This is a genomic window from Bradyrhizobium sp. AUGA SZCCT0182, from assembly GCF_018130185.1.
Taxonomy (GTDB): Bacteria; Pseudomonadota; Alphaproteobacteria; order Rhizobiales; family Xanthobacteraceae; genus Bradyrhizobium.
In genome coordinates this window covers 19,317-44,695 of sequence record NZ_JAFCLY010000027.1, presented here as the reverse complement: position 1 = coordinate 44,695, position 25,379 = coordinate 19,317, and the positions used below count along the sequence as shown (strand labels likewise).

Genomic DNA, 25,379 nt, shown 5'->3' with positions numbered 1-25,379 from the left:
TCTTAGATTACGCCCTTGGGTATTCCACTTCTTCCCAAATTGGGGCGGCGATAGGGCCGCGTGTGGAAAATGATTCCAGCAACCCGCTCTCCCCGGGTATGCCGCGCGCCGGTGTTGATGTCAGAGCGGCTTGAGGCAGCGAGCCGAGCGCCGTGGCATACAGTACACCGTGGCGATCCATCACTGACGTCTCTGCCATACCCGAGCCGCTTCACTCGTTGAGCTTTGCCCGCCGGACTCGCTGCGCTGACGCGGCCTACGCGGTCGTGGTCGCCACCCTTAGGCAGGCAAGGGCCAGGTGATATCCTTGCCCTTCAGTTCCTTGTAGCGTCGCGCGTGAGCACTGATGCTTCCGAGATCGGACATGCCGCGCGACAGCCAATCCCGATCAAGGCGAGCGGCATTGTCGATTGCTGCCATGGTGGTCGCCTGAAGCGCGCGCTTCGAGAAGGCATAGGCAGTATAGCAGTCCGGTGGCACCAGCGCCGCCCAGGCGATGGCTGCATCCCGCACCTGATCCGGTGCGACCGTCTGCTGAACAATGCCCAATCGAGTCGCGGCCGCAAGATCATGGATTTGACCGAACAGCGTCAACTCGAATGCCGCGCGCGGACCGACGGCGTGTTTGATGATCTCGCAGTAGACGGCTGGCATCGGGATGCCGATTGGCACCTCGTTCAATGAGAATTGCAGTGGACCTTCGCCCGCTATGCGGTGATCACAATCAAGCGCAGTAATCAACCCACCAGCGTAGGCGTGACCGTTGATTGCCGCCACCGTTGGCCGTGGGTAGGTGAACAGACGCAGGTTCGTAGCCCGGTAAGCGTCGAACCAGGCGTCGATCTCCTTGAGCGAGCGGCGCGCGAATAACGGAAAGTGATGGTCAAAGTCGAGGCCGGCGGTGAAAACCGCACCCGATCCGGTCAGGACCACAGCGCAATCGCCGAACTCGGTTTCGAGACGGTCGAATGCTGCATGGAGATCGGCGAAGAAAGCCGGATTTTGTGCGTTGACCTTGCTGGTGTTCATGGTCACCACAGCGACATGCGGGTGCTGGCGTTCGATGGTCCAGGGCATCGGGCGATCCTCTCAGGCAGCTTGAACAAGCGCCGGGCGTTGCGCGCCAGGAATGCCGACTGAGCTTTGGCACCATCGGGCCTGTTGCGCACGAATGCGCGTGCCGGCCAATGGCGAACGCGAACCGGCTCAACCAGCTTTGGTTGTGGCCTCAAGGGGCCATACCGCGATCCTTAGACGGCTGGACGGACCTGTGTCTTGAAGAAATCGGACAGCCCGCGCGTGACGCCCGCGCCATGCTTGCTTGAATGCACCGGGCGTAACACCGGCGTGCCGCCGAAACTCCCTGGTCAGGTGAGCCTGGTCGGAAAACCCGAGATTAAAGGCGATAGCTGACAGCCCGGCACCTCGGGTCGCAATTTCATAGACTGAGCGGCGGAACCGCTGCATTGCCATGAAGCGCTTCGGCGGAAAACCGGTCGCTGTTCTCATCCTCCGGTGAAGCGTCCTGACCGAGCCGCCTACGTGGCTTGCAAGATTGCCAACCCGGTCGCGTGACGTCTCAAAGTAATCGCTACTGATGAGTGAGCCGTGCGGCGCGTGTTGCGAAAGCGCAAGCACGACCTGGTCCAGGGAATTCAGGATGTCGAGACACGATGGACTTGTACTGATGACGCGCGCCAGGGTCTCCTGGCACGCGACAATCGTCGGGTCTTCCGTGCGCAACGGACCCGACCAATTCGGCTTGAACTTAATGCCGATGATCCAGCCGGAAAACGCCCTGCCCTTCTTCCGATGACCAAAGCTTGGTTTTCACGACCACTTTGCCGCTATGTCCTGATCCCGGGACGCTTTCTCGAAAGCTGAAGGCGAGTTCCCTGAGCGGAGAGGCAAACGTCAGGCGGTCTGCCGTCAGCCGCCCCCGATCCTTCAGGACGTAGATTGAATCTACAAACTTGCTGTGGTCCTGCAGCGGTGCGAACTCGGCGTAAAAAGAGGGACGCGCGAACAGATGTTCGCCATCTTCGGTTATCCGGATGGTTCGCGTGGCCAACCTATCTCCTCACCTTCATCTTCTTGAACTTCACGCTCTTGCCGTCCGCCTGCCTTGTCGCGATGTAGCCGGCCTCGAGGCAGGCTTCGCGCTGCGGCATCTTCTCCTGCGGGCTGCGCTCGGTTTCCCACCACGAGGCCCGGTGCGCCGCGCGCGGCAGAGCGGCATCGATGATCTCCTCGATCTGTTCGAAGGTCAGCACGAATTCGGGCAGTTTCTGCTTCTTCAGATAGTCCCGCAGCAAATCGTAATCGTTCACCCGTGTCCCCGTCGTTTTGCGCAATGCCGCCGATCCCGGCAACCAAGCGTTAACCGATCGGCGCATCGTTGTCGCCATTTAAAGCCGCGACAAGGTTTCCGGTGCATTCAGGAAGGCTGGGAGCGGACGATGTTGTTCGGACGGCGCATAGACTTGGCCAAAAAACGGGCCCATCGGCCATGGCGGCTGTCGGCGAAGTTGCTGATCGCCTCCTCCGTGGCGACCGTGATCGGCTTCTCCGCGATCTGCGCCAACGTGATGCTCGACATGCGGCGCGGCGAGGAAGAGCTGGCCCGCCAGACGCTCGAAAACCTCGCCGCCGGCATCGACGCCGACATCGGACGCAACATCGAGCTCTACGACCAGTCGCTGCGCGCGGTCGCCAGCAATCTGGTGATGCCGGAGCTCAAGGACGTCAGCAAGGAAATCCGCCATCTGATCCTGTTCGACCGCGCCGCCTCCGCCAAGCATTTCGGCGCGATCCAGGTGTTCGACGCGTCGGGGCGATTGTGGATCGATGCTTCCTCGCTCGACCCGCGGCCGGAGAACCGCGCCGATGAGGAATATTTTGCGGTCCATCGCAGCAATCCGGACGAGGGCCTGTTCGTCAGCCGCCCGATGCTGCATCGCGGCGCCTATTCGATCGTGCTGAGCCGGCGCATCGCCGACGCCGAAGGCCGCTTTCTCGGCGTGGCCGCGGGTTCGATCCGGTTCAGCTACTTCCACGAGCTGTTCGACCGATTGAACCTCAGTCCCGACGATACGATCACCGTGCTGCGCCGCGACCGCACCATCATCATGCGCAAGCCGTTCAACCTCGACATCATCGGCAAGAACCTGGCGACGGTGCGAAGCTGGAACGCGAACAATCTGAAGCCCAGCGGGTCATATGCCGGGCAAGGCCCTGTCGATGCGACACCCCGGCTCTATGTCCGGCGAGACAGCAGCGGTCCGCTCTATGTCGTGGTCGGAAAACCGCTCGAAGCCGTCTTCCGGCTTTGGCAACGGGAAGTGATCCGGATCGGCGCCATCATGACCGCGCTGATCCTGTTCGTGCTCGGCACCACCTTCTTCCTCGGGCGCGAGATCAGCCGCCGCGCCCAGGCCGAGGACAAGCTCGAGGAACTCGCCACCACCGACGCGCTCACCGGCCTGAAGAACCGGCGCAAGTTCGATCTCGAGATCGATATGGAGTGGCGGCGCGCGGTGCGCAGCAGGACGCCGGTCGCGCTATTGATGATCGATGCCGATCATTTCAAATCCTACAACGACAATTATGGCCACCAGGCCGGCGACCAGGTGCTGGTCGGCATTGCGATCTGCATCTCCGACTCGGTCAGACGCGCCGGCGATTGCGGGGCACGGTTCGGCGGCGAGGAATTCGCGGTGCTGTTGCCGGGGATCTCGGTCACTGAGGCGCTCGCGGTCGCCGAAAACATCCGGCACAAGGTCGCGCATTGGTCGGAGGAGCCGGAAGTCACGACCGTCAGCATCGGCGTCGCCAGCATGATGCCATCAGCGGGGCTGGACTGGCCTGACCTGATCGCGGCCGCCGACAAGGCGCTCTATGCCGCCAAAGCCAATGGCCGCAACCAGACCGTGGTCGCCAACCTTCCGCAATTGGCGATGGTGGCTTAGGCGGTCATTCCGGGATGGTGCGTTAGCACCAGACCCGGAATCTCGAGATCCCCCGATGTGCAATTGCACATCTGAGGTTCGCATCTTCGATGCGCCCCGGGATGACTTCAAAAGCGCGTGCGCTTTTGAAGTCACTTCTCCAGATACTTCTTCATCTCCGCGCGCAGGCCGTCGCGCAGATCGGCGCGGGCCATGCCGTAGGCGATATTGGCGCGCAGGAAGCCGGGCTTGGAGCCGCAATCGTGCCGCTCGCCCTCGAACTCCAGGCCGTAGAATTTTTGCGTGTTGGCGAGCGCTCGCATCGCATCGGTGAGCTGGATCTCGCCGCCGGCGCCGCGCTCCTGCGTCTCGAGAATCTTGAAGATCTCCGGCTGCAGGATGTAGCGCCCGGTGATCGACAGGTTTGACGGCGCGGTGCCTTTGGCCGGCTTCTCCACCATGCCATCGACCTCGAACATCTTGCCGGTGCGCTTGCCGACGCCGCAGATGCCGTATTGATGGGTCATGTCTTCGGGCACCGCCTCGACCGCGAGCACGTTGGATTTCTCACCGAGTTTGCTAGCGGCCTCGATCATCTGCGCGAGGCAGCCCGGCGTGTTCAGCACCAGCTCGTCCGGCAGCACCACAGCGAACGGTTCATCGCCGACGATGTCGCGCGCGCACCAGACCGCATGGCCAAGACCCAGCGGCGCCTGCTGGCGGGTGAAACTGGTGGCGCCGGCAGCGGGCTGGTCGCGCGCCAGGATTTCCTGCTCGGCCTTCTTGTTGCCGCGCGCGGCGAGCGTGGTGTCGAGCTCGAACACGCGGTCGAAATGGTCCTCGATCACGCCCTTGTTGCGCCCGGTGACGAAGATGAAATGCTCAATGCCGGCTTCCTTGGCCTCGTCATAGACGTACTGGATCAGCGGCTTGTCGACGATGGTCAGCATTTCCTTCGGCATCGCCTTGGTGGCGGGCAGGACGCGGGTGCCGAGGCCGGCGACCGGGAAGACGGCTTTGCGGATTTTCATGGGAATATCGGTAGTCCCTTAAGCGTGAGGAGTATGCGTGTTAGCAGTTGGTAGCCCGTTTGCAGCCGGGAACAAAGGCGGATGTGTGGTGCGGCAAGTCGGCCGCGCCCCCTTGCGGCGGAAAAGGGGGAGAAACAAATTCCGGCCTTTGTTAAGCTGTTGGAAACCGTGACAGGGCCTTGTGAAACGGGGACGTTGAAGGGCGGAGACGACATGCGTTGGGCGGGAACCGCGGTGACCTACCGGACCGCCGCGATCATCATTGCGGTGACGCTGCTGCATGCTGTTTTTTGCACCCAGGCTTTTGCCCAATCATCCGGCAACAACGGCGTCTCGAACTTCTTCGGCAACATCTTCGGCCAGAAATCAGCCACCTCGCCGCAGGCGCAGGCAGCGCCTGCCCCGGAAGGCGCACCATCCGCGCCATCAGCACCATCCGCACCGCCGCCCTGGAGCGGCGAAGACGGCGGTTCGGGCCATCCCCTGATGACCGCAAGCGCAATCCGGCAGGCGGCAGCGAATTTTCCAAATTGCGTCGCCGCGATGTGGCCCGATGCCGCACGGCGTCACGTGACGCAAGCGAATTTCGAACGCTTCACCGCGGACCTTTCGCCCGACCTGCGCATCATGGACTTGATGGATTCACAGCCCGAATTCACCAAGGCGATCTGGGACTATCTCGACATCCTCGTGAATGACAACCGGCTCGCCAAAGGCCGCGAGATCCTCGCCAAGTACAAGCCGCAATTCGACGCGGTGGAGAAAGCCTATGGCGTCGACCGCTACGCCATCGCGTCGATCTGGGGCATCGAATCGAACTACTCGACGCAGATGGGCGATCGCAACGTGCTCAATTCGACCGCGACGCTGGCTTGCATCGGCCGCCGCCAGGGCTATTTCAAGGACGAGTTCCTGACCGCGCTGGAGATCCTGAACCGCGGCGATCTGCGTCCCGAACAGATGCGCGGCTCGTGGGCCGGCGCGTTCGGGCCGACGCAGTTCATGCCGACCGCCTTCAAGCGCTACGCCGTCGACGCCGATGGCGACGGCCGCCGCGACGTTGTCGACAATGCGGCCGACCTGATCGCCTCGACCGCCAACAACCTCAGGAAAGACGGCTGGCAGACCGGGCAGACCTGGGGCTATGAGGTCGTGCTGCCCAAGGGTTTCAACTTCATGCTGGCCGACAAGGCCAAGGCGATGACGGTTGCGCAGTGGGAACAGCAGGGCCTTACGCGCGCCGGCGGCAAGCCGTTCCCGAATCCGGCCGAGAAGGCCTATCTGCTGGCGCCGGCCGGCGCTGACGGGCCGGGCTTCCTGATGCTGCAGAATTTCCGGGTGATCATGAAATACAACCCGGCCGAGGCCTATGCGCTGGCGATCGGGCATTTCGCCGACCGCCTGCGCGGCGGCGCGCCGTTCGTGCAGCCTTGGCCGCGACAGGAACGGGTGCTGTCGCGGGCCGAACGGCTGGAGCTGCAGCAACTGCTGGCCCAGCGCGGCTTCTACCGGGGCACCCCGGACGGCCAGTTCGGCGGCATGACCCGCGAGGCGCTGCGCGGCTTCCAGGCCTCGATCGGCGCCCCTGCGGACGGATTCGCCTCTTCCGACGTGCTGGAGCGGCTGCGGGGGCGGTGAAACGGGGATTTCGCCCCAAAAGTAACCCTGTAGCGCACATTTTCGTGCCGCCCTTGACGGTGGCGGCCGTTGCCCGATTTATGGCAAGGAATATGCCCGCTTGCGGCCTGATTCCGCTATTATAACTGCGCCTTCACAACCCATTGCGACCGAACCGGATGCAAAAGCCAAAGTCCTTTTTCCGCGTGTTCACCGAAACCGGTCCGCTGACTGCGGTGGCGGTGGCGATCGCGCTGTTGATCGGGATCGCGGGACCTGCGTCCGCGCAGTTCTTCAATTTCGGCGGCTTCGGCGGCCCGCCGCAACCGCAGCAGCGGCAGGCGCCACGCAACAACAATGGCGGCTGGTTTGGCGGCGACTTCTTTACGCCGTTCCAGCAGCAGGCCCCGCAACAAGCGCCGCGCCAGGATTTCTCCCGGGCGCCGGCGCCCGCCAAGCGCGACACCGCGCCCGAACGGAACGTGCTGGTGCTCGGCGACGGCATGGCGGACTGGCTCGCCTACGGCCTGGAAGACGCCTACTCCGAACAGCTCGACATGGGCGTGATCCGCAAGCATAGGACCGTATCCGGCCTGATCAAATATCAGCCCAAGAGTGAGCCGTCCGATTGGGCCGCCGCCGCGCGCAGCATCCTCGCCAACGAGAAACCGGACGCCATCGTCGTCATGCTCGGCCTCAACGACCGCGTCGCGATGCGTGAGCCCGCGGTCGACAAGTCGAAGAAAGACGACAAGAAGACCGCCAAGCCGGCCGAAGCCAAGCCCGGCGCGAAACCGGATGGCTCGGCGGACACCGCCGCCAAGCCGGATGACAAGCCGGCCGATGCCGAAGCGGCCGACGACGCCGACAGCGATGCGCCGCAGGTCGCAGCACCCGAGAAGAGTTCGCGCTCGGCGGGCGGGCTCTACGAATTCCGCGACGAGCGCTGGGTCGAGCTCTACGCCAAGAAAATCGAAGAGATGATCGGCATCCTGAAATCCAAGGGCGTGCCGGTGCTGTGGGTCGGGCTACCAGCAGTGCGCGGCGTCAAGGGCACTTCCGACTCGCTGTTCCTCAATGCGCTCTATCGCGACGCATCGGCCAAGGCCGGCATCACTTATGTCGATATCTGGGATGGCTTTGTCGACGAGGCCGGCCGCTTCCTGCAGAAGGGCCCCGACTTCGAAGGCCAGATCCGCCAGCTGCGTTCCTATGACGGCGTGTATTTCACCAAGCCCGGCGCGCGCAAGCTCGCGCATTATGTCGAGCGTGAAGTCACCCGCCTCTTGGCCTCCCGCTCCGGACCGATCGCGCTGCCGGTCGAACCGGCGACGCCCGACGCCAATGCCGTGCCGGGCCAACCGGCGCCGCGGCCGCTGGCCGGACCTATTTTGCCGCTGGTGGCCTCTTCCGTCGGTACCGATCAATTGCTCGGCGGACCGGGCACGCGTCCCGCCGCGGTCGATGCGCTTGCTGCGCGAACGCTGGTGAAGGGCGAACCGCTGGCGGCGCCGGCCGGCCGCGCCGATGATTTCGCCTGGCCGCGCCGCGAAATCGGCCGCGAACAGGCCAAAGATCAGGGCAAGGACTTGGCCAAGGATTTGGCCAAGGGTGAATCGCCGGTCGCGGCCACCGCGCCTGACGGTACGGTCCCGCCCGCCGCGCCGCCGAAACCCCTTGCGCCGAAGAAGCAATTCCGTCCCGCGCAGACCGAACAGCCGGCATTGCGCGATTTCTTCGGCGGCTTCGGTGCGCCGCCGCGCCAGATTGCACCAGCGCCGCCGCGCGCGCCTGGACCCATCGCGCCGGGCGTGCCGCGCCCGCCGGCTAACGTCGGGCGAGCAGCAGAAGCCCCGGCAGGCGCGCTCACAAGATGACATGAGTCGTTCCGGGGCGCGCTGAGAGCGCGAACCCGGAATCTAGAAGTTATCGCTCGAGATTCCGGGTTCGATGCTTTCGCATCGCCCTCAGGTGCGCAATTGCGCACCGGGGAATGACGGCGTTAGGCCTAGCCGTAATACCGCCAGCGCGACGGCGGCGGGCGGCGCGGCTGTCGGGTCATCAACAGCGCCAGTGCAAATCCAATTCCGCCCGCGACCAGGAGCGCGCCGAGCGGATTGTCCTGCACGGTTTTCGCCATCGCCTTCTGGCCGTCGCGGAGGGTGTCGCCGCTGTTGTCGTAGGCGTCCTTGACGGTATCCACGGCATCCTTGGCGTAGTTGGCCGCGGCATCGGTGGCGTCGCGCGCGGCGTCCTTGGCCTGGCCGTACAGATTCTGCACGGTGCCTGCAGCCTCGCGCGCGCGGCCTTCGGCCTGCGTTTTGGCATCGCCCGTCATACTACCGACAGCGCCTTCGACCTTACCGGCGAAATCCTTGGCCGATCCTGCAATTCGATCCTTGTCCATCACGATCACTCCCTTTTTCAGAGGAAGTAACCGACGAGACGCTTGCAAGTTCCTGCGTCATTAGTTTTACGCGTTTTCTTCACGCGAACCGGTATCCACTTCGCTCGAAAACGCTATTCAGAGGATGAGCCCGCCATCGACCACAATGGTCTGGCCGATGACATACGACGCCAGCGGCGACGCCAGGAACAAGGCGGCGCCGGCCATGTCGGCGGGGGTGCCAAGACGCTTCAGCGGAATCCGCTCGAGCGCGCCTTCAAGCCGCTTCGGATTGGCCGTCGTCGCCTTGGTCATCTTGGTGTCGACCAGGCCAGGCGCGATGCCGTTGACGCGGATGCCGTTCTCGGCCCATGCCTCGCCCAGCGTGCGCGTCAAGCCGACCGCGCCGGTCTTCGAGGCGTTGTAGGCGGGATTGCCCATGGTCGAATGATAGGCCGCGGTCGAACTGACGATGATCAGCGATCCCTTGCTGGCGCTCAGCATCGCGTGAAATTTCGTCGCGCACGCCATCAGGCTCATCAGGTTGACCTCGAGCACCTTGCGAAAGCCATCCATTTCGAATTCGCCGCGCCGGTAGATCACCGCGCCCTGCGCCAGCACCAGCACGTCCAGCCCATCGAACGACGGCTTGAATTGCTCGATCGCCTGCGCGTTGCTGACGTCGAGCTGCGCATATTCGAGACCTTGAAGATCCGATCCTTCACCGGCGAAGTAATCCGCCGCCTTGGCGCGGGTGCCGCAGACCGCAACCCGCGCCCCCTTGGCGCGGAACGCCTGCGCGATGCCGTTGCCGATCCCGCTGGAGCCGCCGACCACCAGCACCTGCTTGCCGCTGAAATCGAGTTCGTTCATCGCCTGCATCCTTTCTAGCTTGAGCTCTCATCGAGGAAGTTGACCATGAGAACCTCGTCGTAATATCGCCCGTTGTGCTTGAGGGCTTTCTTTTCATGGCCGTATTCGACGAAACCCATCGCGCGATAAAGTTTTCGCGCGCTTTCATTCTCGCTCACCACAGTCAGTTGCACCAGCTCCACGCGCCCGCGCGCATGGTCGAGCACCGCCGCAACCAGGATTTTTCCAAGCCCCATGTTCCGCGCCGCGGCCCGGACATACATGGTCCAGAGGCGTCCCTTGTGCGCCTGCTTCAAATTTTCCTGCGCGGAATATCCGGCTATTCCGGCGAGCGTCCTATCGAGGAACGCACCGAAAATATCCGCAAGCCCGAGCCTCGCCTCGAACCACGACAGCGGCTCTGCGCTTTCTTTCTCGAACGTGCTGCCGAACGCTTCGGGATTTTTCTGCAGCGCCTCCAGCCGGATGTCCCGGTAAAGAGCGGCGTCCGAAATCTCCAGACGGCGAATTTGCAGATCGGGAATATTGGCCACGTTGCACCCTGTTACTGCCTGGTTTGACCTGTCTGCGGATCGGTGCCAGCCTTGTCAATCCTGCAACGCATCGCACAAATTCCGCGAGTCATTTCATGTCAGATTTCAGAGAACTCAGCCGTTCGGTCAAGGGCCTGACCGTTCTCGTCACCGGCGCCGCCAGCGGCATGGGCCGCGCCACCGCGCTGGTGTTCGCCGCCGAAGGCGCCAATGTTGCCGTCACTGATATCAACGCCGAGGCCACGCAGGCGGTCGCCGGTGAAATCAAAGAAAGAGGCGGTACCGCAAAGGCCTGGACGCTCGACGTCGCCAAGGCCGATGACATCATCAAAATCGTCGGCGCCATCGCGGCGCATTTCGGCAGCCTCGACATCCTGATCAACAATGCCGGCCTGTCGCTGCGCGCCCCGATCGACGCGGACGGCTATGAGGAGGCCTGGACCAAGGCGCTGGCTGTGATGCTATCAGCGCATCCGCGCATCATTCGTGCCGCGTTGCCGCATTTGCGCCGATCCAAGTGCCCGCGGATCGTCAACATCGCCTCCACCGAAGCGCTCGGCGCCACCGCCACCAACAGCCCGTACGCAGCCGCCAAGGCCGGCGTCACCGGCCTGACCCGCGCGCTTGCCGTGGAACTCGGCCGCGAGGGCATTACGGTGAACTGCATCTGCCCGGGACCGATCCGGACCGGGATCACCGAGCGGATTGCGGAGGAGCACAAGACCATCTTCGCCAAACGCCGCACCGCACTCGGCCGCTACGGCGATCCCGAGGAAGTCGCCCACATGACCTTGAGCCTGTGCCTGCCGGCCGCATCATACCTGACCGGCGTGGTTATTCCGGTGGACGGCGGCCTGATGGCGCGGAACGCGTAGCAGGGCGCGTCATTGCCGGGCATAGCCGTCTGAAGGACGGAGTCGCTTCCGCTCGCCTATGACCCGGCAATCCATTTCCATCGAAAGGCATTTATGAAGATTGATGGATGCCCGGATCAAGTCCGGGCATGACAGCTGTGCGCTCGGCAAGCGCTCCCAAACGTTGACTTGGGCCCATCACGGAGTAGTTTTTTACCAAACGAAGCGGGACAAACGCCCGCCGCTTTACGGAGAAACGCCATGACGGTCACGATCCGGCAGCTGGGGAAGCATTTTTTTGGCGAGGTTTCCGGCGTCGATCTGCGCAAGCCGCTGACGCCGCAGGAGGCCGCCGACATCGAAGCCGGCATGGATAAATACGCCGTGCTGCTGTTTCGCGACCAGGACGTTACCGACGAGCAGCAGATGGCGTTCGCGCTGAATTTCGGCGAGCGGGAAAATCCGCGCGGCGGCAGTGTCGTCAAGCCGGAGGATTCGCGGCTGCAGACCGGGCTCAACGACGTCTCCAACCTCGGCAAGGACGGCAAGCCGCTGCCGCGCGACAGCCGCATCAACCTGTTCAACCTTGGCAATTGCCTGTGGCATTCGGACAGTTCGTTCCGCCCGATTCCGGCGAAGTTCTCGCTGCTGTCGGCGCGGGTGGTGAACCCGAAGGGCGGCAACACCGAATTCGCCGACATGCGCGCGGCCTATGACGCGCTCGACGACGAGACCAAGGCCGAGATCGAGGACATGATCTGCGAGCATTCGCTGATGTATTCGCGGGGATCGCTCGGCTTTCTCGACTACACCGATGAAGAGAAGCAATTGTTCAAGCCGGTGCTGCAGCGGCTGGTGCGCACCCATCCGGTGCACGGCCGCAAGTCGCTGTATCTGTCGTCGCATGCCGGCGCCATCAGGGGCATGACCATGCCGGAGGCGCGGCTGTTGCTGCGCGACCTCAACGAGCACGCCACGCAGGGCGAATTCGTCTACGTCCACAAATGGACGCTGCATGACCTCGTGATGTGGGACAACCGCCAGACCATGCATCGCGTGCGCCGCTACGACCAGTCGCAGCCCCGCGACATGCGCCGCGCCACGGTGGCGGGCACCGCGCCGACGGTGGCGCAGCAGGCGGCGGAGTAGAGCTTCGTCGTCGTCCCGGCGAAGGCCGGGACCCATACGCCGTGACCTCGATAGTGAAATCGAGGCGGCAGACACAAGCGCGTTGGAGCGACCAACGCACTCAACAATACACATTTGGGGTTATGGGTCCCGGCTCAAGGCCGGGACGACACCGTGGGTGTGGCTACGCGCGCGCGCCTTCGACGCACCCCTCCATGATCCCATCGACCTCCGCGCGCGAGAGGACGCCGATCTCGGCAATGAACACCATCCGGGTCCGCGGCATTCCTGCTGGCAGCGGCCCGCCAGGGGCCAGCGTCGCGCGTCCGCCGGCGAACTGAAGCAACATCAACCTGCCGGGCTGCTCCACGGATTCGAACAGCCCCTTCGCCCGCGCCAGCTTCGGCGCGAGCCGATTGATCGCCGCCTGCAAGCGGGACAACGACAGCGGCCGTTCCGACGTCCAGCTCAGCGTCTCAAAGCGATCCGTCGCTGGCCGTCGCTGCCCCGGCTCGCGTGGCACCGGCGCCCGATCCGGATCCGAAGGGAAGAGGAGCGCCATCGGAACCTCGCCATGCGGCGCATCGACCAGCACCGCAGCCGGACGTATCGCGCGGATCGCATCGCGGACCGGCGTGTGGCTGGCCGCGTCCACGAGGTCTACCTTGCTCAGCGCGATCACATCGGCCGCCCGTATCTGGGACCGCAGCAGGGCGTCGTCGAACCTGGCGACCGAAGTTGTGGCATCCACGACGCACAGCACCGTTTCGAGCGGCGCTTCCCGCCAGATCACCGGATCCATCAGGTTGCGCACGATGTCCTGGGGATCGGCGACCCCGCTGGTTTCGATCACGATGAATTCCGGACGCGGATCACGCCGCAACAAGCCAGCCAGCGTGCGTAAGAGATCGCCTTCGAGCGAGCAACAGATGCAGCCATTGCTCAGGCTGACCACGCCGTCGGCGGCGCCGGTGATCAGCTCCGCATCGATATTGATCGCGCCGAAATCGTTGACGACGGCGGCAATCCGCCTGCCCCCGGCATGTGCCAAGAGATGGTTCACGACCGTGGTCTTGCCCGCCCCGAGGAAGCCGGCCACGAGCACGACCGGGACCGGCACCTCAGCCTCCGGTAACGGGCCGGCGCACCGGCTGGCCGGGCCGCGCCGCCACATCGAGCACGCCGTCCGATATCAGCGGCTGGCCGCTGACCACCAGATGACGCACGCCTTCCGACGGGCGGTTCATCGCCGAGAATGTCGCCCGGTCGCTCAGCGTTTCGTAATCGAACACGACGACGTCGGCATCCGCACCCGCCTGCAGCCTGCCTTTCGCGCGCATCGCCGGCGTAGAGGCGCCAAGAATTTCCGCGGGGATCAGCGCGCATTTTCGGATGCCTTCGAGCAGCGACACTTTGCGGCGCTCGCGCACCCACTCGCGGATGAAGCGCGTGAAGCAACCTGCCGAGCGCGGATGCGAGGTCGCGTCGTCAGGCAGCGGCCAGGCGTCGCCGGTGTAGGCGCGGCCGTCCGTCAGCGTCCAGGGCATGGCGTCGGAGGCGATCGCGCCGCCGGGATAGAGCACCGCCATGTCGAGGAGGTCGCGATGATGCGCGTTATTGTCGATATCCAGAACGTGCCACAGAACCAGCGTGGAAGGTTCGGCGGCCTGTGCCGCCAGCAGTTCCTGCCGGTCGCGGAAGCGATGCCCGTCGGTCACCCGCTGCACCGAATCATAGCCGAGGCCGTTGCGCGCCTCGAATTCGGGGTCGCTGAAGAACGCCGCCGCCAGCACCGTCGAGCCGGTACCGTAGGGATAGGCTTCGACCGTGATGGGCAGCCCCTGCGCCTGCGCCTTGGCGACCAGCGCGACACAGCGCTCGATGTCGGTCTTGCTGGAAGAATTGAAATGGCAGATGTGCATGTGCGCGCCGGTGGCCCCGGCATAGCCGATCAGGCGGATATAGGCTTCCGCAGCGCTCTCCGGATCGATGCGGGACATGTAGGCGACGTGGGTGAAGGTCGGCACCTCGCGCGCCGCCGCCAGCTGGCACACGGCGGTCAGCTCCTGCACGCCGGCGCCCGGGGCATAGGCGTTGAGGATGCCGATGCCGATGCCGCCCTCGCTCAGCCCGCCCGCGATTCGCTCGAGGATCCCTGCCACTTCGGTGTCGCTGGCCACGTTGTCGATCCAGCGGCGGTCGCGCATCGCATTGCCGAACGCCTCCAGCGAGCTTTCCGCGTTGGAGCCGGTCATCGCACCGATACGCGCGAACGCCCAGTTGACCGCGGCGCCGTAGTTCAGCACGCGGCCCTTCTCGGCCTGGCGTCGATACCAGGATGCGACCGGCAAGACGCCGGCCTCGAGGTCGAGCGACGTCGTGACGCCGTCGAAGGCCTGCATGCGGTCGGCCGGGATCGACTGGCCATGCGCGTGCAAATCGATGAATCCGGGGGCGATCACCAGTCCCGTAGCGTCGATCGTGCGCTCGGCGCTGCCAAGCCCGGTGCCGACGGCGGCGATCTTGCCATCGAGCACCGCCACATCGCCGATGGCGTCCATGCCGCTGGCCGGATCCACCACCCGGCCACCCGTGATTACCAAACCAGCCATCTCGTCACTCCCGCGTACTGAAGACCTGTTCCCTGCGAAGCCGGCTCAGCTTCGAAGGCGCGCAGACTGGCGAATAAGGGCCGTCGCGATCCCATAGAGGCAGATTTTCGGACGGGCAACAACCTCTGCCGGCGGAGGGCACGCATCCGAAAGCGCTCAACAGGCAACGGGGCAGATTTTCACCGACGTCCCGGCGAACGCCGGGACCCATACGCCGTGACCTCTCATACGAGATGAGATGGTCGACAGAGCGATGGAGCGACCACCACCTTAAAACAATTGGCTTTAGGGGTTATGGGTCCCGGCTCAAGGCCGGGACGACACAGAGGATGTGTCTACGCGTGCCCGGCTTCGTTCGACAGCATCGCCAGATCGATCCCGATCTTGCGCAGCGCACGCTGGTATTTCTCGTCGACGTCGTCGCCGAAGATCAGGTCCGCGTCGGCGGCGCAATGCAGCCAGCCATTGTGCTGGATTTCGTCCTCGAGCTGCCCCGGCGCCCAGCCGGCATAGCCCAGCGCCAGGATCGCGTGCTTGGGTCCCGAGCCCTTGGCGATCGCTTTCAGGATATCGACGGTCGCGGTCAGGCAGATGCCGTCGTCGATATTGAGCGTGGCATCCTTGATGAAGAAGTCGCTGGAATGCAGCACGAAGCCGCGGCCGGTATCGACCGGACCTCCCTTGAGCACCTTCATGGTCTCGGCGTTTTCCGGCAGCGTGATCTGGTCCGATGTCTTGATGATATCGAGCTGCACCAGGAGCCCCGGGAAATCGATGCTGCCGGCCGGACGGTTGACGATGATGCCCATCGCCCCCTCGGACGAATGGGCGCACATGTAAATGACCGAGCGCTCGAAGCGCGGATCGCCCATGACCGGCATGGCGATCAGCAGCTGGCCGTCCAGATAGCCTTCACCGGACGAATTGTCGCCCACGCCTGCGGCTTTGCGGCGCGCGGCCTTCGTTGTCGTCTTCGGTGGTGCCGTCTTCGGTGTCTTGCCTTCAGGGCTCATCCGCAAAGGCCTCTCTTGCTGATCCGTATCCTGATATCGGGTGGCGGTTCTGTCAATCAAGCGAAGGCTTGTTAGACCTGCGTTGTATTCGACCGCGGATCACAAGCAATTCAATGGTTTGCGGCCAAACTTGCCTGTAAAGACGTCTCATGACCGTCATTGTTCCCATGCGGGCCGCGCTCGGCATTGCCGCCACTCTGGCTGTCGCATGCACGGCCATCGAGGTTCGCGCCGAGGATGCCTCGCCCTGGCAGCGCGACACCCATTCCGCGATCCGGCTGCTGGCGGGATCGCGCAGCGGCGCAGTGCTGCTCGGCGGTATCGCAATCCAGCTGCAGCCAGGGTGGAAAACCTATTGGCGGACGCCCGGCGATTCCGGCGTTCCGCCCCGCTTCGATTTCTCCAAGTCGGACAATGTCGAGGCGGTGACGGTGTTGTGGCCGGCGCCGATGAAGTTCGATGACGGCGCGGGCGGCGTCTCGCTCGGCTACAAGCAGCAGGTCGTGCTGCCGCTGCGGATCGTCGCCAAGAACACCGACAAGCCGGTGACGCTGCGCGCCGACATCAACTACGCGGTCTGCGACAAGCTCTGCATCCCGGTCGACGCCAAGGCGGAGCTGGCCTTTGCCGGTGTGGCGAGCACCGAGGACGGCAATCTGTCCGATGCGCTCAACGCGGTGCCGAAGCCGGCCAATGTCGGCGATCCCAATTCCCTCACCATTCGCGACGTCAAGCGCGAGGGCAAGGCCAACGTGCTGGTCGACGTCACCGCGCCCGGCGGCAAGGAGGTCAGCCTGTTCGTCGAGGGCCCGACGCCGGACTGGGCGTTGCCGATTCCGAAGCTGATCGAGGGCGGTCCGCCCGGCGTCAAACGCTTTGCCTTCGAACTCGACGGCCTGCCGCCGGGCGCGAGCGCCGACGGCGCCGCGCTGAAACTGACGCTGGTCGGCGGCGACCGCGCCTATGAGTTCAATGTGAATTTGCCGTAGCTTTTTCCGTCGTCCCGGCGAACGCCGGGACCCATACGCCGCGGCGGATGTTTTAGGACGCCGCGGGTAGACGCCTTTTTCATGCAACAACGCCCTGTGGTTATGGGTCCCGGCGTTCGCCGGGACGACGCGGAGATTGACGCGTGCGTCCGCACCCAACCGAATCTTAACGAATCGTTGATACATCGGAGCATCGCCGCCGCCTCGCGGCCTTTCGAGGATGCCTTGCTGTGGCCGTGATGGACACCGAATCCGCCTCCGCTTCGCCTGCCGGCCCGATCGCGCGCCTGCGATCGCTGCTTCGCGGTCTCTTTGGTGGTTCGGGCGAAGCTTCGCTGACAAAACGGCTGGCCGGCACGATCTTCATCATCCGCGTGATCAGTGCGGCATTGGCCTATTTCTCGCAGATCCTGCTGGCGCGCTGGATGGGCGGCTCGGATTACGGCGTCTATGTCTATGTCTGGACCTGGGTGCTGCTGCTCGGCAGCATGATGGACTTCGGCATTTCGGCGTCCGCGCAAAAGATCATTCCGGAATACCGCGCCAGCGGCCAGCACGCGCTGCTGCGCGGCTTCCTCTCCGGCAGCCGCTGGATGACGTTCGCGGTGTCGTCGCTGGTCTCGCTGGCGCTGGCGGGCGTGGTGAAAACACTGTCGCCGTGGATGGAGCCCAACACGGTTCTGCCGCTCTATATCGGCTGCCTGACCCTGCCCGCCTTCGTCGTCGCCAACACCCAGGACGGCATCGCGCGCTCGCATGACTGGATGCGCCTGGGCCTGATGCCGCAATTCATCGTGCGCCAGTCGCTGATCATCGGCCTTACCGCCGGCGCCTTCGCGCTCGGTTTCAATCTCGGCGCCACGGTGGCGATGCTGGCCAGCGCCGCCGCGGTGTGGCTCGCGATGATCGGCCAGATGGTGGTCTTGAACCGCCGGCTCGCCGGCCACGTTGAGGCCGGCGCCAAGGCCTATGATTTCCGCGGCTGGCTTGCGGTCTCGCTGCCGATCCTGCTGGTCGAAAGCTTCTATCTGCTGCTCTCCTACACCGACGTGCTGATGCTGCAGCAATTCCGTTCCTCGGAGGAAGTCGGCGTCTATTTCGCGGTCGTGAAGACGCTGGCGCTGGTTTCCTTCATCCACTACGCGATGTCGGCAACCACAGCGCATCGCTTTGCGGAATATCATGCGCTCGGCGACAAGGCCCGGTTGTCGGCCTATGTGGCGCACGCCATCCAATGGACGTTCTGGCCCTCGCTCGCGGCCACCATCGCGCTCCTGGCGCTGGGCAAGCCGCTGCTCTGGCTGTTCGGACCGCAATTCGTGGTCGGCTACGACATCATGTTCATCGCTGCCGTTGGCCTCGTGGTGCGTTCGGCGATCGGGCCGGTCGAACGGCTGCTCAACATGCTCGGCCACCAGCACATCTGCGCGCTGGCCTATGCGCTCGCCTTTGTCATGAACGTGGTGCTGTGCCTGCTGCTGGTGCCGCGCTACGGCGGCCACGGCGCCGCGGCCGCGACCACGATCTCGCTGGCGTTCGAGACCGTGCTGTTGTTCTGGATCGTCCGGCAGCGGCTCGGCCTGCACGTGCTGGCGTTCGGGAAGCGCGCGGCTTAATTCGCCACCATCACACAGACTGTCACCACCCGCGAAGGCGGGTGGTCCAGTATTCCAGAGAACTCAGTTTAAATCGAGAAGACACGGCGTACTGGATGCCCCGCTTTCGCGGGGCATGACGGATCACTCCGCGGTCCAGCCGCCGTCGATCGAGAGGTTGGCGCCGGTGATCTGGGCGGCATCGTCGCCGCACAGGAACAGCGCCAGGGCCGCGACCTGCTCGGAGGTCACGAATTCCTTGGTCGGCTGGGCTTCCAGCAGCACGTCGTGGATGACCTGCTCCTTGGTGAGGTTGCGCGCCTTCATGGTGTCGGGAATCTGCTTCTCGACCAGCGGCGTCCAGACATAGCCGGGGCTGATGCAGTTGCAGGTGATCTTGTGGGTCGCGAGCTCCAGCGCCACCGTCTTGGTGAGGCCGGCAATGCCGTGCTTGGCCGAGACATAGGCCGACTTGAACGGCGAGGCCACCAGCGAATGGGCGGAAGCGGTGTTGATGATGCGGCCCCAGCCGCGCTTCTTCATGCCGGGCACGGCGGCGCGGATGGCATGAAATGCCGACGACAGGTTGATCGCGATGATCGCATCCCACTTTTCGATCGGGAATTCCTCGATCGGCGACACGAACTGGATGCCGGCATTGTTGACCAGGATATCGACCGAACCAAAGGTCTTCTCGCCGAGCGCGATCATTTCGGCGATCTCGGCGGGCTTGGTCATGTCGGCGGGCGAATGCACGGCCCGAACCTTGAAATCGGTCTCGATGCCGGAACGCTCCTTCTCGATATCGGACGGCACGCCCATGCCGTTGAGAACGATATTGGCGCCGGCGGCGGCGAAAGCGCGCGCGTAAGCCAATCCGATGCCGCTGGTCGAGCCGGTCACGACGGCGGTCTTGCCTTTCAAAATACCCATTCTGGTCACTCCTGTTTTTTGCTTTCGGGGGCGCTGGAAACGTCCCTCGTGAGATCGTAGGTCACCATGGTCTCCCCGGACTGCGGCCGTTCTAGCCATTCTTTGTGACGCATCGACAAATGCACGTCCCGGGCGCCCGCATTCCAGTGCTCGACCACCCCGACATGCGAGAAATCGTAATCCTTGGACGAGGATTCGTAGTTCTTGCTGCGGTAGATCAGGTGCACCACCGTGACGGTGTTTTCCTTGACCGCATTGCACAGTATCGCCACCGACGGATCGCTCTTGAGATCATCGGGCAATTTGGCGATCAATTCACGGAGCGCCTTGCGTGTGTTGTGCACCTGCTTGTTCTTGTCGGTGTTCATCCGGGTACGGCTGGAAAAGCGGATGTCTTTTTCACGCTCGGCGGCCTCCAGCAGCGTGGCCGGCAGATCGCCGCGCGCGCTGAACAGGTCGACCTGGAAGATCAGGAGATCGCGGTCGCTTTCCTCATCCAGCACGAAATCGAGCGGCGTGTTGGAGGCGATGCCGCCGTCCCAGTAATGCTCACCGTCGATGAGGATGGAAGGAAAACCCGGCGGCAGCGCGCCGGACGCCATGATGTGCTCCGGCCCGATCTTCTTGCCGAGCTTCTTGAATTCCACATTGTCGAAATATTTGAAATTGCCCGAGGTGACGCCGACGGCGCCGACGGAAAGCCGCATCTTCAGGTCGTTGATGCGGTCGAAGTCGACCAGGTTTTCCAGCGTCTTCTTCAGTGGTGCGGTATCGTAATAGCTCAGCGATTGCGCGCTGCCGGGCGGCCACAGCGGCGCCGGCGGAAGCCGCGGCGTGAAGAATCCGGGCACGCCGAAGGTCGCGATCAAGGCGGCGCTGGTCTCGTTGAACAGCGACCGCGCGCGGTCACCCGGCGTAATCGGATTCCACGACACCGGGGACGACACCATGTCCCAGAATTCCTTCAGGCGATCGACGCGCGTCGCAGGGTCGTTGCCGGCAATGATCGCGGCATTGATCGCACCGATCGAGATGCCCGCCACCCATTCCGGCTCGAACCCGGAACGGCATAGCGCCTGAAAGGCGCCGGCCTGGTAGGAGCCGAGCGCACCGCCGCCTTGCAGCACCAGCACGCGTTGCGCTTTGGCGGGCGTCGTTGCGGGCGCGGAGCCGGAACTGTCCATCGTGACCGCCAACTAGAGGGCAATAGCGTTGGTACCGTGGCGGCAGTTCGCGACGGCGTCAATCGGCGAGACCCAAGCAAAGATCACGCCTAATTTATCAGGTTCTAGGTTGACGCCAGAATGAGCGTCCAGAACACCTTGTACTTGGTGTTGGGAGCATAAATCGCCGCGATGCCCAATTTTGTGACACCGTTCTTGAGCATGTTGGCCTTGTGCGGCGGCGAGTCGCGCCAGCCCGAAAACGCTTCCGCCAGCGTGTGATAGCCGGCCGACACGTTTTCAACCGCCAGCTTGGCCGGATATCCGGAAGCGCCGAGGCGCTTTTCCAGCGGGCCCTTGACGTCATGATCGAGCTTGTTGCGTTTCGCCATGGCCTGAGATTGCGCTTCGGCGAGTTTCATCAGGTCAGGGTCAACAGCCACGGCGGCAAGGCCGTTGTTCTGGCGGTAGAGCGAAATAATCGAAGCCGCGGCCTGCGGATCCAGCGTGGCGCCGCCATTGGCCATGCTGAGATACATGGTCGGCTGGTCCGGCGCCCTGGCGGTGTCGGCCATGCAGCCGCCCAGCAACAAAAGTCCAGCTATCGCGGCCGCGGCGCGCATGAATCAACCCCCGTGATGTCACGCAGTTGTTGCATACCAACCGTGGCTGAATGGTGAACGCGGGGCTAATTCTAGCCGTCATTCCGGGGCGTGAGCGAAGCGAACGAACCCGGAATCTCGAGATTCCGGGTTCGCTTCGCGCCCCGGAATGACGATTTCGTCCTCAATCCTGGGCCGCAAAAATACGGTAGCGGCGGGGCTGCAGGCTGACGATTTCGCCGGCCTGGAGTTCCCGGTCACGGGGGGCGTCGATCTCGATGATGGTCTTGCCCTCGCCGCCGGACAGCGCCACCTCGGCCCGCTGGATCGGACCAAACGAACGGACATGGCGCACCGCGCCCTCCAGCGATCCGGAACCGGCCGGCCCGATCTGCATGTCATGGCGCCGGACGAACAGTTTCGAGGCCCCGGAAGCCGCGCCATTGGCGGCGATATTGAGCGGCCGCCCGCCGAGCCGCACCGAACCGCCGCTGACATCCACCGGCAGCACGATCGACTCGCCGATGAAGCCATGCACGAACGCGGTCGCCGGGTGATCATAGACCTCGCCGGGCGTGCCGATCTGCTCGATCCGGCCCTTGTCCATGACCACCACGCGGTTGGCGACTTCGAGCGCCTCTTCCTGATCGTGGGTGACGAAGATCGAGGTGACGTGGATTTCCGAATGCAGCGAGCGCAGCCATTGCCGCAATTCCTTGCGCACCTTGGCGTCGAGCGCGCCGAACGGCTCGTCGAGCAGCAGGATGCGCGGCTCGATCGCAAGTGCACGCGCCAGAGCAATGCGCTGGCGCTGGCCGCCGGACAATTGGCTGGGGTAGCGGTCGGACAGCCAGTCGAGCTGCACCAGATCCAGCAATTCCTTGACGCGGGCGCGGATGGTGGCTTCGTCCTTGCGGATGGCGCGCGGCTGCACCCGCAGGCCGAAGGCGACGTTTTCGAACACCGTCATGTGGCGGAACAGCGCGTAATGCTGGAACACGAAACCGACGTGGCGCTCGCTGGCGCCGCGCGCCAGCGCGTTCTCGCCGTCGATCAACACCTCGCCGGCATCCGGCCAGTCGAGCCCGGCGATGATCCGCAGCAGCGTGGTCTTGCCCGAGCCGGAGGGGCCGAGCAGCGCCAGCAATTCGCCCTGGTCGACTTTCAGGTCGACATTGTCGAGCGCAGCGAAGCTGCCGAACTTCTTGACGATGTTTTTGACTTCAATGGTCACGCGGTTCCTGTCCTTCGTCCAGACGTCGCTCGAGAACGGTCTTCACGACCAGCGTGATCAACGCCAGCATCGCCAGCAATGACGCAATCGCGAACGACGCCACGAATTGATATTCATTATAGAGGATTTCGACCAGCAGCGGCATGGTGTTGGTCTCGCCGCGGATATGGCCGGACACGACCGACACCGCGCCGAACTCGCCCATGGCGCGCGCGTTGCACAGCAATACGCCGTACAGCAGGCCCCACTTGATATTGGGCAGGGTGACGCGGAAGAAGGTCTGCAGGCCTGACGCACCGAGCGAGATCGCCGCCTCCTCCTCCTGGGTGCCCTGCTCCTGCATCAGCGGGATCAGCGACCGCGCCACGAAGGGAAACGTCACGAAGATGGTCGCCAGTGCGATGCCGGGCACGGCGAACAGGATGTGAATGTCATGCGCCTGCAGCCATGTGCCGAAAAAGCCCTGCGCGCCGAACAGCAGCACGAAAACGAGACCCGAGATCACGGGGCTGACCGAGAAAGGCAGATCGATCAGCGTGATCAGGAAGGTCTTGCCGGTGAAATCGAACTTGGCGATCGCCCAGGCCGCAATCACGCCGAACACCAGATTGAGGGTGACGGAGATCGCCGCCACCAGCAGCGTCAGCTTGATCGCGGAAAGCGCCTCCGGTTCGGCCAGCGCCGCCAGGTAGGCGCCGATGCCTTTGGAAAAGGCGCTTGCGAACACCACGACCAGCGGCAGCACGACGAACACCGACAGGAAGGTAACCGCAAGGGTGATGATGATGAAACGGACCGGCCCAGGCTCGGTACGCAGATTGTCCGGCGATGTCCCGGTGCGCGGGCGCGCACGCTCGATGCGCGAAGGCGGCGGGGAAACGGTGAGGTCCGCCGTCGGGGCATAGGCCCGTAACTCGGTCGCTGACGTCACCACACTCGATTGCGTCGACATCAGTCCCTCAATGCGCCGGAATACGGGTTTGGGCCCAGCGCTGCAGGCGATTGACCGCGAAGATGATCAGGAACGACGCCAGCAGCATGACAACCGCAATCGCGGTCGCATCGGCGTAGCGGAACTCGGAGAGCCGGATCACGATCAGAAGAGGCGCGATTTCCGACACGTTCGGCAGATTGCCGGCAATGAAGATGACGGAGCCGTATTCGCCGACCGCGCGCGCGAACGCCAGCGCAAATCCGGTCAACAGCGCCGGAATCAAACTCGGCAGGATCACCCTGAACACGGTGTGCCAGCGGTTGGCCCCGAGGCTTGCCGCCGCCTCCTCGATTTCGACGTCGAGATCGATCAGGACAGGCTGCACGGTCCGGACCACAAAGGGAATGCCGATGAACACCATCGCGATGAAGATCCCGATCGGCGTGAACGCGACCTTGATGCCGAGTTCGGCCAGCGGCGCACCGAGCCAGCCTTTTTGCGCAAACAGTTGCGTGAGCGCGACGCCGGCGACCGCGGTCGGCAGCGCAAAGGGGATGTCGACGATGGCGTCGAACAGCCGGCGGCCGGGAAAGCGATAACGCACCAGCGCCCAGACGATGATGGTCCCCATCACCAGATTGACCAGGGCGGCGAGAAACGAAAGCCCGAACGAGATCTTCAGCGCATTGAGCGTGCGGCGGCTGGTGATGATGCCCCAGAACTGATCGAGGCTGAGCTCGAACGTCTTAAGGAACAGGCCGGCCAGCGGCAACAGGATAATAATGGAGAGCCATGTCAGGGTCAGTCCCATGGTGAGACCAAACCCCGGCAAGCTGCTCCGCCGTGCCACCGCTATGCTCACAAGTCCCCCTGATTGCTCGGTAAATCGTCCCAGATCAGTTCTTGTAGATCTGGTCGAAGATACCGCCTTCGGCGAAATGTTCCTTCTGCGCCTTTGCCCAACCACCGAAAACGTCGTCGATGGTGAAAAGTTCGACCTTGGCGAAAGATTTTTCGTATTCCTTGGCGATCTCCGAATCGCGCGGACGGTAGGAGTTGCGTGCGGCGATTTCCTGACCTTCCTTGGTATACCAGTATTTCAGGTAGGCTTCAGCCGCCGCGCGGGTGCCTTTCTTGTCGGCCACCTTGTCGACCACGGAGACCGGCGGCTCGGCCAGGATCGACAGCGGCGGCGAGACGATCTCGAACTTGTCCTTGCCGAATTCGCGCTGCGCCAGGAAAGCCTCGTTCTCCCACGCCAGTAGCACGTCGCCGACACCGCGCTCGACGAAGGTCACGGTCGAGCCCCGTGCGCCGGTATCGAGTACCGGCACGTTCTTGAAGAGATCGCCGACGAATTTTTTGGCCTTGTCGGACGAGCCAAATTTTTTCTCGGCATAGCCCCATGCCGCCAGATAGTTCCAGCGCGCTCCGCCCGACGTTTTCGGGTTCGGCGTGATGACGCTGACGCCGGGTTTAATCAAATCGTCCCAATCCTTGATGGCCTTGGGATTGCCCTTGCGCACCAGAAACACGATCGTCGACGTGTAGGGCGAGGCGTTGAGCGGCAGGCGCTTCTGCCAATCCGGCGCCACCAGGCCCTTGCCGGCGATCGCATCGATATCATAGGCCAGCGCCAGCGTGACCACATCCGCCTGCAACCCGTCGATCACAGAACGCGCCTGCGAGCCGGAGCCGCCGTGCGACTGCTTGATCTCGACGCTCTTGCCGGTTTCCTTACTGTAAGCGGCAATGAACGCCTTGTTGAAATCGGCATAGAGCTCGCGCGTCGGATCGTAGGACACGTTGAGCAGCGACACATCGGCGGCGAGCGCAGAACCTGCCCAGAGCAGTCCCGCGACGAGGGGCAGAATACGACGGAACATCTCAATCTCCATTCGGCCTGATGAAGGATATCATCGCAGCACACCGGAC

25 protein-coding genes are annotated in these 25,379 nt (G+C 63.7%); 7 read left to right on the top strand and 18 right to left on the bottom strand.

Annotated elements, in window-relative coordinates; translation table 11 throughout:
* Positions 1 to 279: 279 nt before the first annotated feature.
* From JQ611_RS25775 to JQ611_RS25760, 4 genes are all read right to left on the bottom strand, one after another.
* Positions 280 to 1,077: an enoyl-CoA hydratase/isomerase family protein gene (locus JQ611_RS25775; protein ID WP_212466969.1), complete on the bottom strand. Its 798-nt coding sequence runs from the start codon at positions 1,075 to 1,077 to the stop codon at positions 280 to 282.
* A 129-nt stretch (positions 1,078 to 1,206) separates the two neighbouring features.
* Complete coding sequence (locus JQ611_RS43075) at positions 1,207 to 1,638, bottom strand: helix-turn-helix transcriptional regulator (RefSeq protein ID WP_409411298.1); 432 nt, start codon at positions 1,636 to 1,638, stop codon at positions 1,207 to 1,209.
* Positions 1,639 to 1,768: 130 nt separating this feature from the next.
* The gene (locus tag JQ611_RS25765) at positions 1,769 to 2,071 is read right to left on the bottom strand and encodes a hypothetical protein (protein WP_212466967.1); all 303 of its coding nucleotides are present in this window, start codon (positions 2,069 to 2,071) and stop codon (positions 1,769 to 1,771) included.
* A 1-nt stretch (position 2,072) separates the two neighbouring features.
* Positions 2,073 to 2,330 (bottom strand): hypothetical protein, encoded by a 258-nt coding sequence (locus JQ611_RS25760; RefSeq protein ID WP_192736901.1) that lies wholly within the window; start codon positions 2,328 to 2,330, stop codon positions 2,073 to 2,075.
* A gap of 129 nt (positions 2,331 to 2,459) precedes the next feature.
* On the opposite strand from JQ611_RS25760, the gene JQ611_RS25755 reads away from it, so the two are divergent.
* On the top strand, positions 2,460 to 3,968 hold the full coding sequence (locus tag JQ611_RS25755) for a diguanylate cyclase (protein ID WP_212265522.1): 1,509 nt from the start codon (positions 2,460 to 2,462) through the stop codon (positions 3,966 to 3,968).
* 131 nt (positions 3,969 to 4,099) lie between these two features.
* Here JQ611_RS25755 and JQ611_RS25750 read toward each other — a convergent pair whose 3' ends face one another.
* On the bottom strand, positions 4,100 to 4,978 hold the full coding sequence (locus JQ611_RS25750; protein WP_212466966.1) for a UTP--glucose-1-phosphate uridylyltransferase: 879 nt from the start codon (positions 4,976 to 4,978) through the stop codon (positions 4,100 to 4,102).
* Between the two features lie 213 nt (positions 4,979 to 5,191).
* Here JQ611_RS25750 and JQ611_RS25745 point away from each other — a divergent pair, with 213 nt between their 5' ends.
* Both JQ611_RS25745 and JQ611_RS25740 read left to right on the top strand, forming a co-directional pair.
* The gene (locus JQ611_RS25745) at positions 5,192 to 6,616 is read left to right on the top strand and encodes a lytic murein transglycosylase (protein WP_212466965.1); all 1,425 of its coding nucleotides are present in this window, start codon (positions 5,192 to 5,194) and stop codon (positions 6,614 to 6,616) included.
* Between the two features lie 158 nt (positions 6,617 to 6,774).
* Complete coding sequence (locus JQ611_RS25740) at positions 6,775 to 8,472, top strand: SGNH family hydrolase (RefSeq protein ID WP_212466964.1); 1,698 nt, start codon at positions 6,775 to 6,777, stop codon at positions 8,470 to 8,472.
* A 131-nt stretch (positions 8,473 to 8,603) separates the two neighbouring features.
* Here the strand turns inward: JQ611_RS25740 and JQ611_RS25735 are convergent, their stop codons facing one another.
* The 3 genes from JQ611_RS25735 to JQ611_RS25725 all read right to left on the bottom strand — a co-directional run bounded on the left by JQ611_RS25735 (position 8,604) and on the right by JQ611_RS25725 (position 10,387).
* On the bottom strand, positions 8,604 to 9,002 hold the full coding sequence (locus JQ611_RS25735) for a CsbD family protein (RefSeq protein ID WP_212391970.1): 399 nt from the start codon (positions 9,000 to 9,002) through the stop codon (positions 8,604 to 8,606).
* Between the two features lie 117 nt (positions 9,003 to 9,119).
* Entirely contained in the window at positions 9,120 to 9,854 is a 735-nt protein-coding gene (locus JQ611_RS25730) for an SDR family NAD(P)-dependent oxidoreductase (RefSeq protein ID WP_212208565.1), read from the bottom strand.
* A 14-nt stretch (positions 9,855 to 9,868) separates the two neighbouring features.
* Positions 9,869 to 10,387: a GNAT family N-acetyltransferase gene (locus tag JQ611_RS25725; protein ID WP_312012180.1), complete on the bottom strand. Its 519-nt coding sequence runs from the start codon at positions 10,385 to 10,387 to the stop codon at positions 9,869 to 9,871.
* A 95-nt stretch (positions 10,388 to 10,482) separates the two neighbouring features.
* On the opposite strand from JQ611_RS25725, the gene JQ611_RS25720 reads away from it, so the two are divergent.
* Together JQ611_RS25720 and JQ611_RS25715 are read left to right on the top strand one after the other, a co-directional pair.
* Positions 10,483 to 11,262, top strand: coding sequence for an SDR family NAD(P)-dependent oxidoreductase (locus JQ611_RS25720; RefSeq protein WP_212466963.1), 780 nt, complete (start codon positions 10,483 to 10,485; stop codon positions 11,260 to 11,262).
* 240 nt (positions 11,263 to 11,502) lie between these two features.
* The gene (locus tag JQ611_RS25715; protein ID WP_212265515.1) at positions 11,503 to 12,390 is read left to right on the top strand and encodes a TauD/TfdA family dioxygenase; all 888 of its coding nucleotides are present in this window, start codon (positions 11,503 to 11,505) and stop codon (positions 12,388 to 12,390) included.
* Between the two features lie 163 nt (positions 12,391 to 12,553).
* On the opposite strand, the gene JQ611_RS25710 is transcribed toward JQ611_RS25715, so the two are convergent.
* The 3 genes from JQ611_RS25710 to JQ611_RS25700 all read right to left on the bottom strand — a co-directional run bounded on the left by JQ611_RS25710 (position 12,554) and on the right by JQ611_RS25700 (position 15,994).
* On the bottom strand, positions 12,554 to 13,489 hold the full coding sequence (locus tag JQ611_RS25710; protein ID WP_212265514.1) for a GTP-binding protein: 936 nt from the start codon (positions 13,487 to 13,489) through the stop codon (positions 12,554 to 12,556).
* A gap of 1 nt (position 13,490) precedes the next feature.
* Complete coding sequence (locus JQ611_RS25705; RefSeq protein WP_212466962.1) at positions 13,491 to 14,981, bottom strand: amidohydrolase family protein; 1,491 nt, start codon at positions 14,979 to 14,981, stop codon at positions 13,491 to 13,493.
* A gap of 335 nt (positions 14,982 to 15,316) precedes the next feature.
* The gene (locus JQ611_RS25700; protein ID WP_212270093.1) at positions 15,317 to 15,994 is read right to left on the bottom strand and encodes a YqgE/AlgH family protein; all 678 of its coding nucleotides are present in this window, start codon (positions 15,992 to 15,994) and stop codon (positions 15,317 to 15,319) included.
* Between the two features lie 149 nt (positions 15,995 to 16,143).
* On the opposite strand from JQ611_RS25700, the gene JQ611_RS25695 reads away from it, so the two are divergent.
* Both JQ611_RS25695 and JQ611_RS25690 read left to right on the top strand, forming a co-directional pair.
* Positions 16,144 to 16,983 (top strand): protein-disulfide reductase DsbD domain-containing protein, encoded by an 840-nt coding sequence (locus JQ611_RS25695; RefSeq protein ID WP_212466961.1) that lies wholly within the window; start codon positions 16,144 to 16,146, stop codon positions 16,981 to 16,983.
* A 239-nt stretch (positions 16,984 to 17,222) separates the two neighbouring features.
* Entirely contained in the window at positions 17,223 to 18,599 is a 1,377-nt protein-coding gene (locus JQ611_RS25690; protein WP_212467000.1) for a flippase, read from the top strand.
* A 123-nt stretch (positions 18,600 to 18,722) separates the two neighbouring features.
* Here the strand turns inward: JQ611_RS25690 and JQ611_RS25685 are convergent, their stop codons facing one another.
* From JQ611_RS25685 to JQ611_RS25655, 7 genes are all read right to left on the bottom strand, one after another.
* Positions 18,723 to 19,511: a 3-hydroxybutyrate dehydrogenase gene (locus JQ611_RS25685; protein WP_212270096.1), complete on the bottom strand. Its 789-nt coding sequence runs from the start codon at positions 19,509 to 19,511 to the stop codon at positions 18,723 to 18,725.
* A gap of 5 nt (positions 19,512 to 19,516) precedes the next feature.
* Positions 19,517 to 20,695, bottom strand: coding sequence for a DUF3734 domain-containing protein (locus JQ611_RS25680; RefSeq protein WP_212270097.1), 1,179 nt, complete (start codon positions 20,693 to 20,695; stop codon positions 19,517 to 19,519).
* Positions 20,696 to 20,799: 104 nt separating this feature from the next.
* Entirely contained in the window at positions 20,800 to 21,297 is a 498-nt protein-coding gene (locus JQ611_RS25675; RefSeq protein ID WP_212270098.1) for a CAP domain-containing protein, read from the bottom strand.
* Positions 21,298 to 21,460: 163 nt separating this feature from the next.
* Positions 21,461 to 22,510, bottom strand: coding sequence for a sulfate/molybdate ABC transporter ATP-binding protein (locus JQ611_RS25670; protein ID WP_192737199.1), 1,050 nt, complete (start codon positions 22,508 to 22,510; stop codon positions 21,461 to 21,463).
* Entirely contained in the window at positions 22,500 to 23,462 is a 963-nt protein-coding gene (cysW, locus tag JQ611_RS25665; RefSeq protein ID WP_212466960.1) for a sulfate ABC transporter permease subunit CysW, read from the bottom strand. Before cysW ends, JQ611_RS25670 begins: the two co-directional genes overlap by 11 nt.
* Positions 23,463 to 23,469: 7 nt before the next feature.
* Positions 23,470 to 24,276: a sulfate ABC transporter permease subunit CysT gene (gene cysT / locus JQ611_RS25660; protein WP_283813791.1), complete on the bottom strand. Its 807-nt coding sequence runs from the start codon at positions 24,274 to 24,276 to the stop codon at positions 23,470 to 23,472.
* Positions 24,277 to 24,340: 64 nt separating this feature from the next.
* Positions 24,341 to 25,342, bottom strand: coding sequence for a sulfate ABC transporter substrate-binding protein (locus JQ611_RS25655; protein WP_212270101.1), 1,002 nt, complete (start codon positions 25,340 to 25,342; stop codon positions 24,341 to 24,343).
* Positions 25,343 to 25,379: the final 37 nt, after the last annotated feature.

Bases quoted from the DNA above. Each gene is read 5' to 3' on its own strand.
- JQ611_RS25775 (WP_212466969.1), bottom strand. From the start codon at position 1,077: ATGCCCTGGACCATCGAACGCCAGCACCCGCATGTCGCTGTGGTGACC.
- JQ611_RS25755 (WP_212265522.1), top strand. From the start codon at position 2,460: ATGTTGTTCGGACGGCGCATAGACTTGGCCAAAAAACGGGCCCATCGG.
- JQ611_RS25750 (WP_212466966.1), bottom strand. From the start codon at position 4,978: ATGAAAATCCGCAAAGCCGTCTTCCCGGTCGCCGGCCTCGGCACCCGC.
- JQ611_RS25745 (WP_212466965.1), top strand. From the start codon at position 5,192: ATGCGTTGGGCGGGAACCGCGGTGACCTACCGGACCGCCGCGATCATC.
- JQ611_RS25740 (WP_212466964.1), top strand. From the start codon at position 6,775: ATGCAAAAGCCAAAGTCCTTTTTCCGCGTGTTCACCGAAACCGGTCCG.
- JQ611_RS25735 (WP_212391970.1), bottom strand. From the start codon at position 9,002: ATGGACAAGGATCGAATTGCAGGATCGGCCAAGGATTTCGCCGGTAAG.
- JQ611_RS25730 (WP_212208565.1), bottom strand. From the start codon at position 9,854: ATGAACGAACTCGATTTCAGCGGCAAGCAGGTGCTGGTGGTCGGCGGC.
- JQ611_RS25720 (WP_212466963.1), top strand. From the start codon at position 10,483: ATGTCAGATTTCAGAGAACTCAGCCGTTCGGTCAAGGGCCTGACCGTT.
- JQ611_RS25715 (WP_212265515.1), top strand. From the start codon at position 11,503: ATGACGGTCACGATCCGGCAGCTGGGGAAGCATTTTTTTGGCGAGGTT.
- JQ611_RS25705 (WP_212466962.1), bottom strand. From the start codon at position 14,981: ATGGCTGGTTTGGTAATCACGGGTGGCCGGGTGGTGGATCCGGCCAGC.
- JQ611_RS25700 (WP_212270093.1), bottom strand. From the start codon at position 15,994: ATGAGCCCTGAAGGCAAGACACCGAAGACGGCACCACCGAAGACGACA.
- JQ611_RS25695 (WP_212466961.1), top strand. From the start codon at position 16,144: ATGACCGTCATTGTTCCCATGCGGGCCGCGCTCGGCATTGCCGCCACT.
- JQ611_RS25690 (WP_212467000.1), top strand. From the start codon at position 17,223: ATGGACACCGAATCCGCCTCCGCTTCGCCTGCCGGCCCGATCGCGCGC.
- JQ611_RS25685 (WP_212270096.1), bottom strand. From the start codon at position 19,511: ATGGGTATTTTGAAAGGCAAGACCGCCGTCGTGACCGGCTCGACCAGC.
- JQ611_RS25680 (WP_212270097.1), bottom strand. From the start codon at position 20,695: ATGGACAGTTCCGGCTCCGCGCCCGCAACGACGCCCGCCAAAGCGCAA.
- JQ611_RS25675 (WP_212270098.1), bottom strand. From the start codon at position 21,297: ATGCGCGCCGCGGCCGCGATAGCTGGACTTTTGTTGCTGGGCGGCTGC.
- cysW (WP_212466960.1), bottom strand. From the start codon at position 23,462: ATGTCGACGCAATCGAGTGTGGTGACGTCAGCGACCGAGTTACGGGCC.
- JQ611_RS25655 (WP_212270101.1), bottom strand. From the start codon at position 25,342: ATGGAGATTGAGATGTTCCGTCGTATTCTGCCCCTCGTCGCGGGACTG.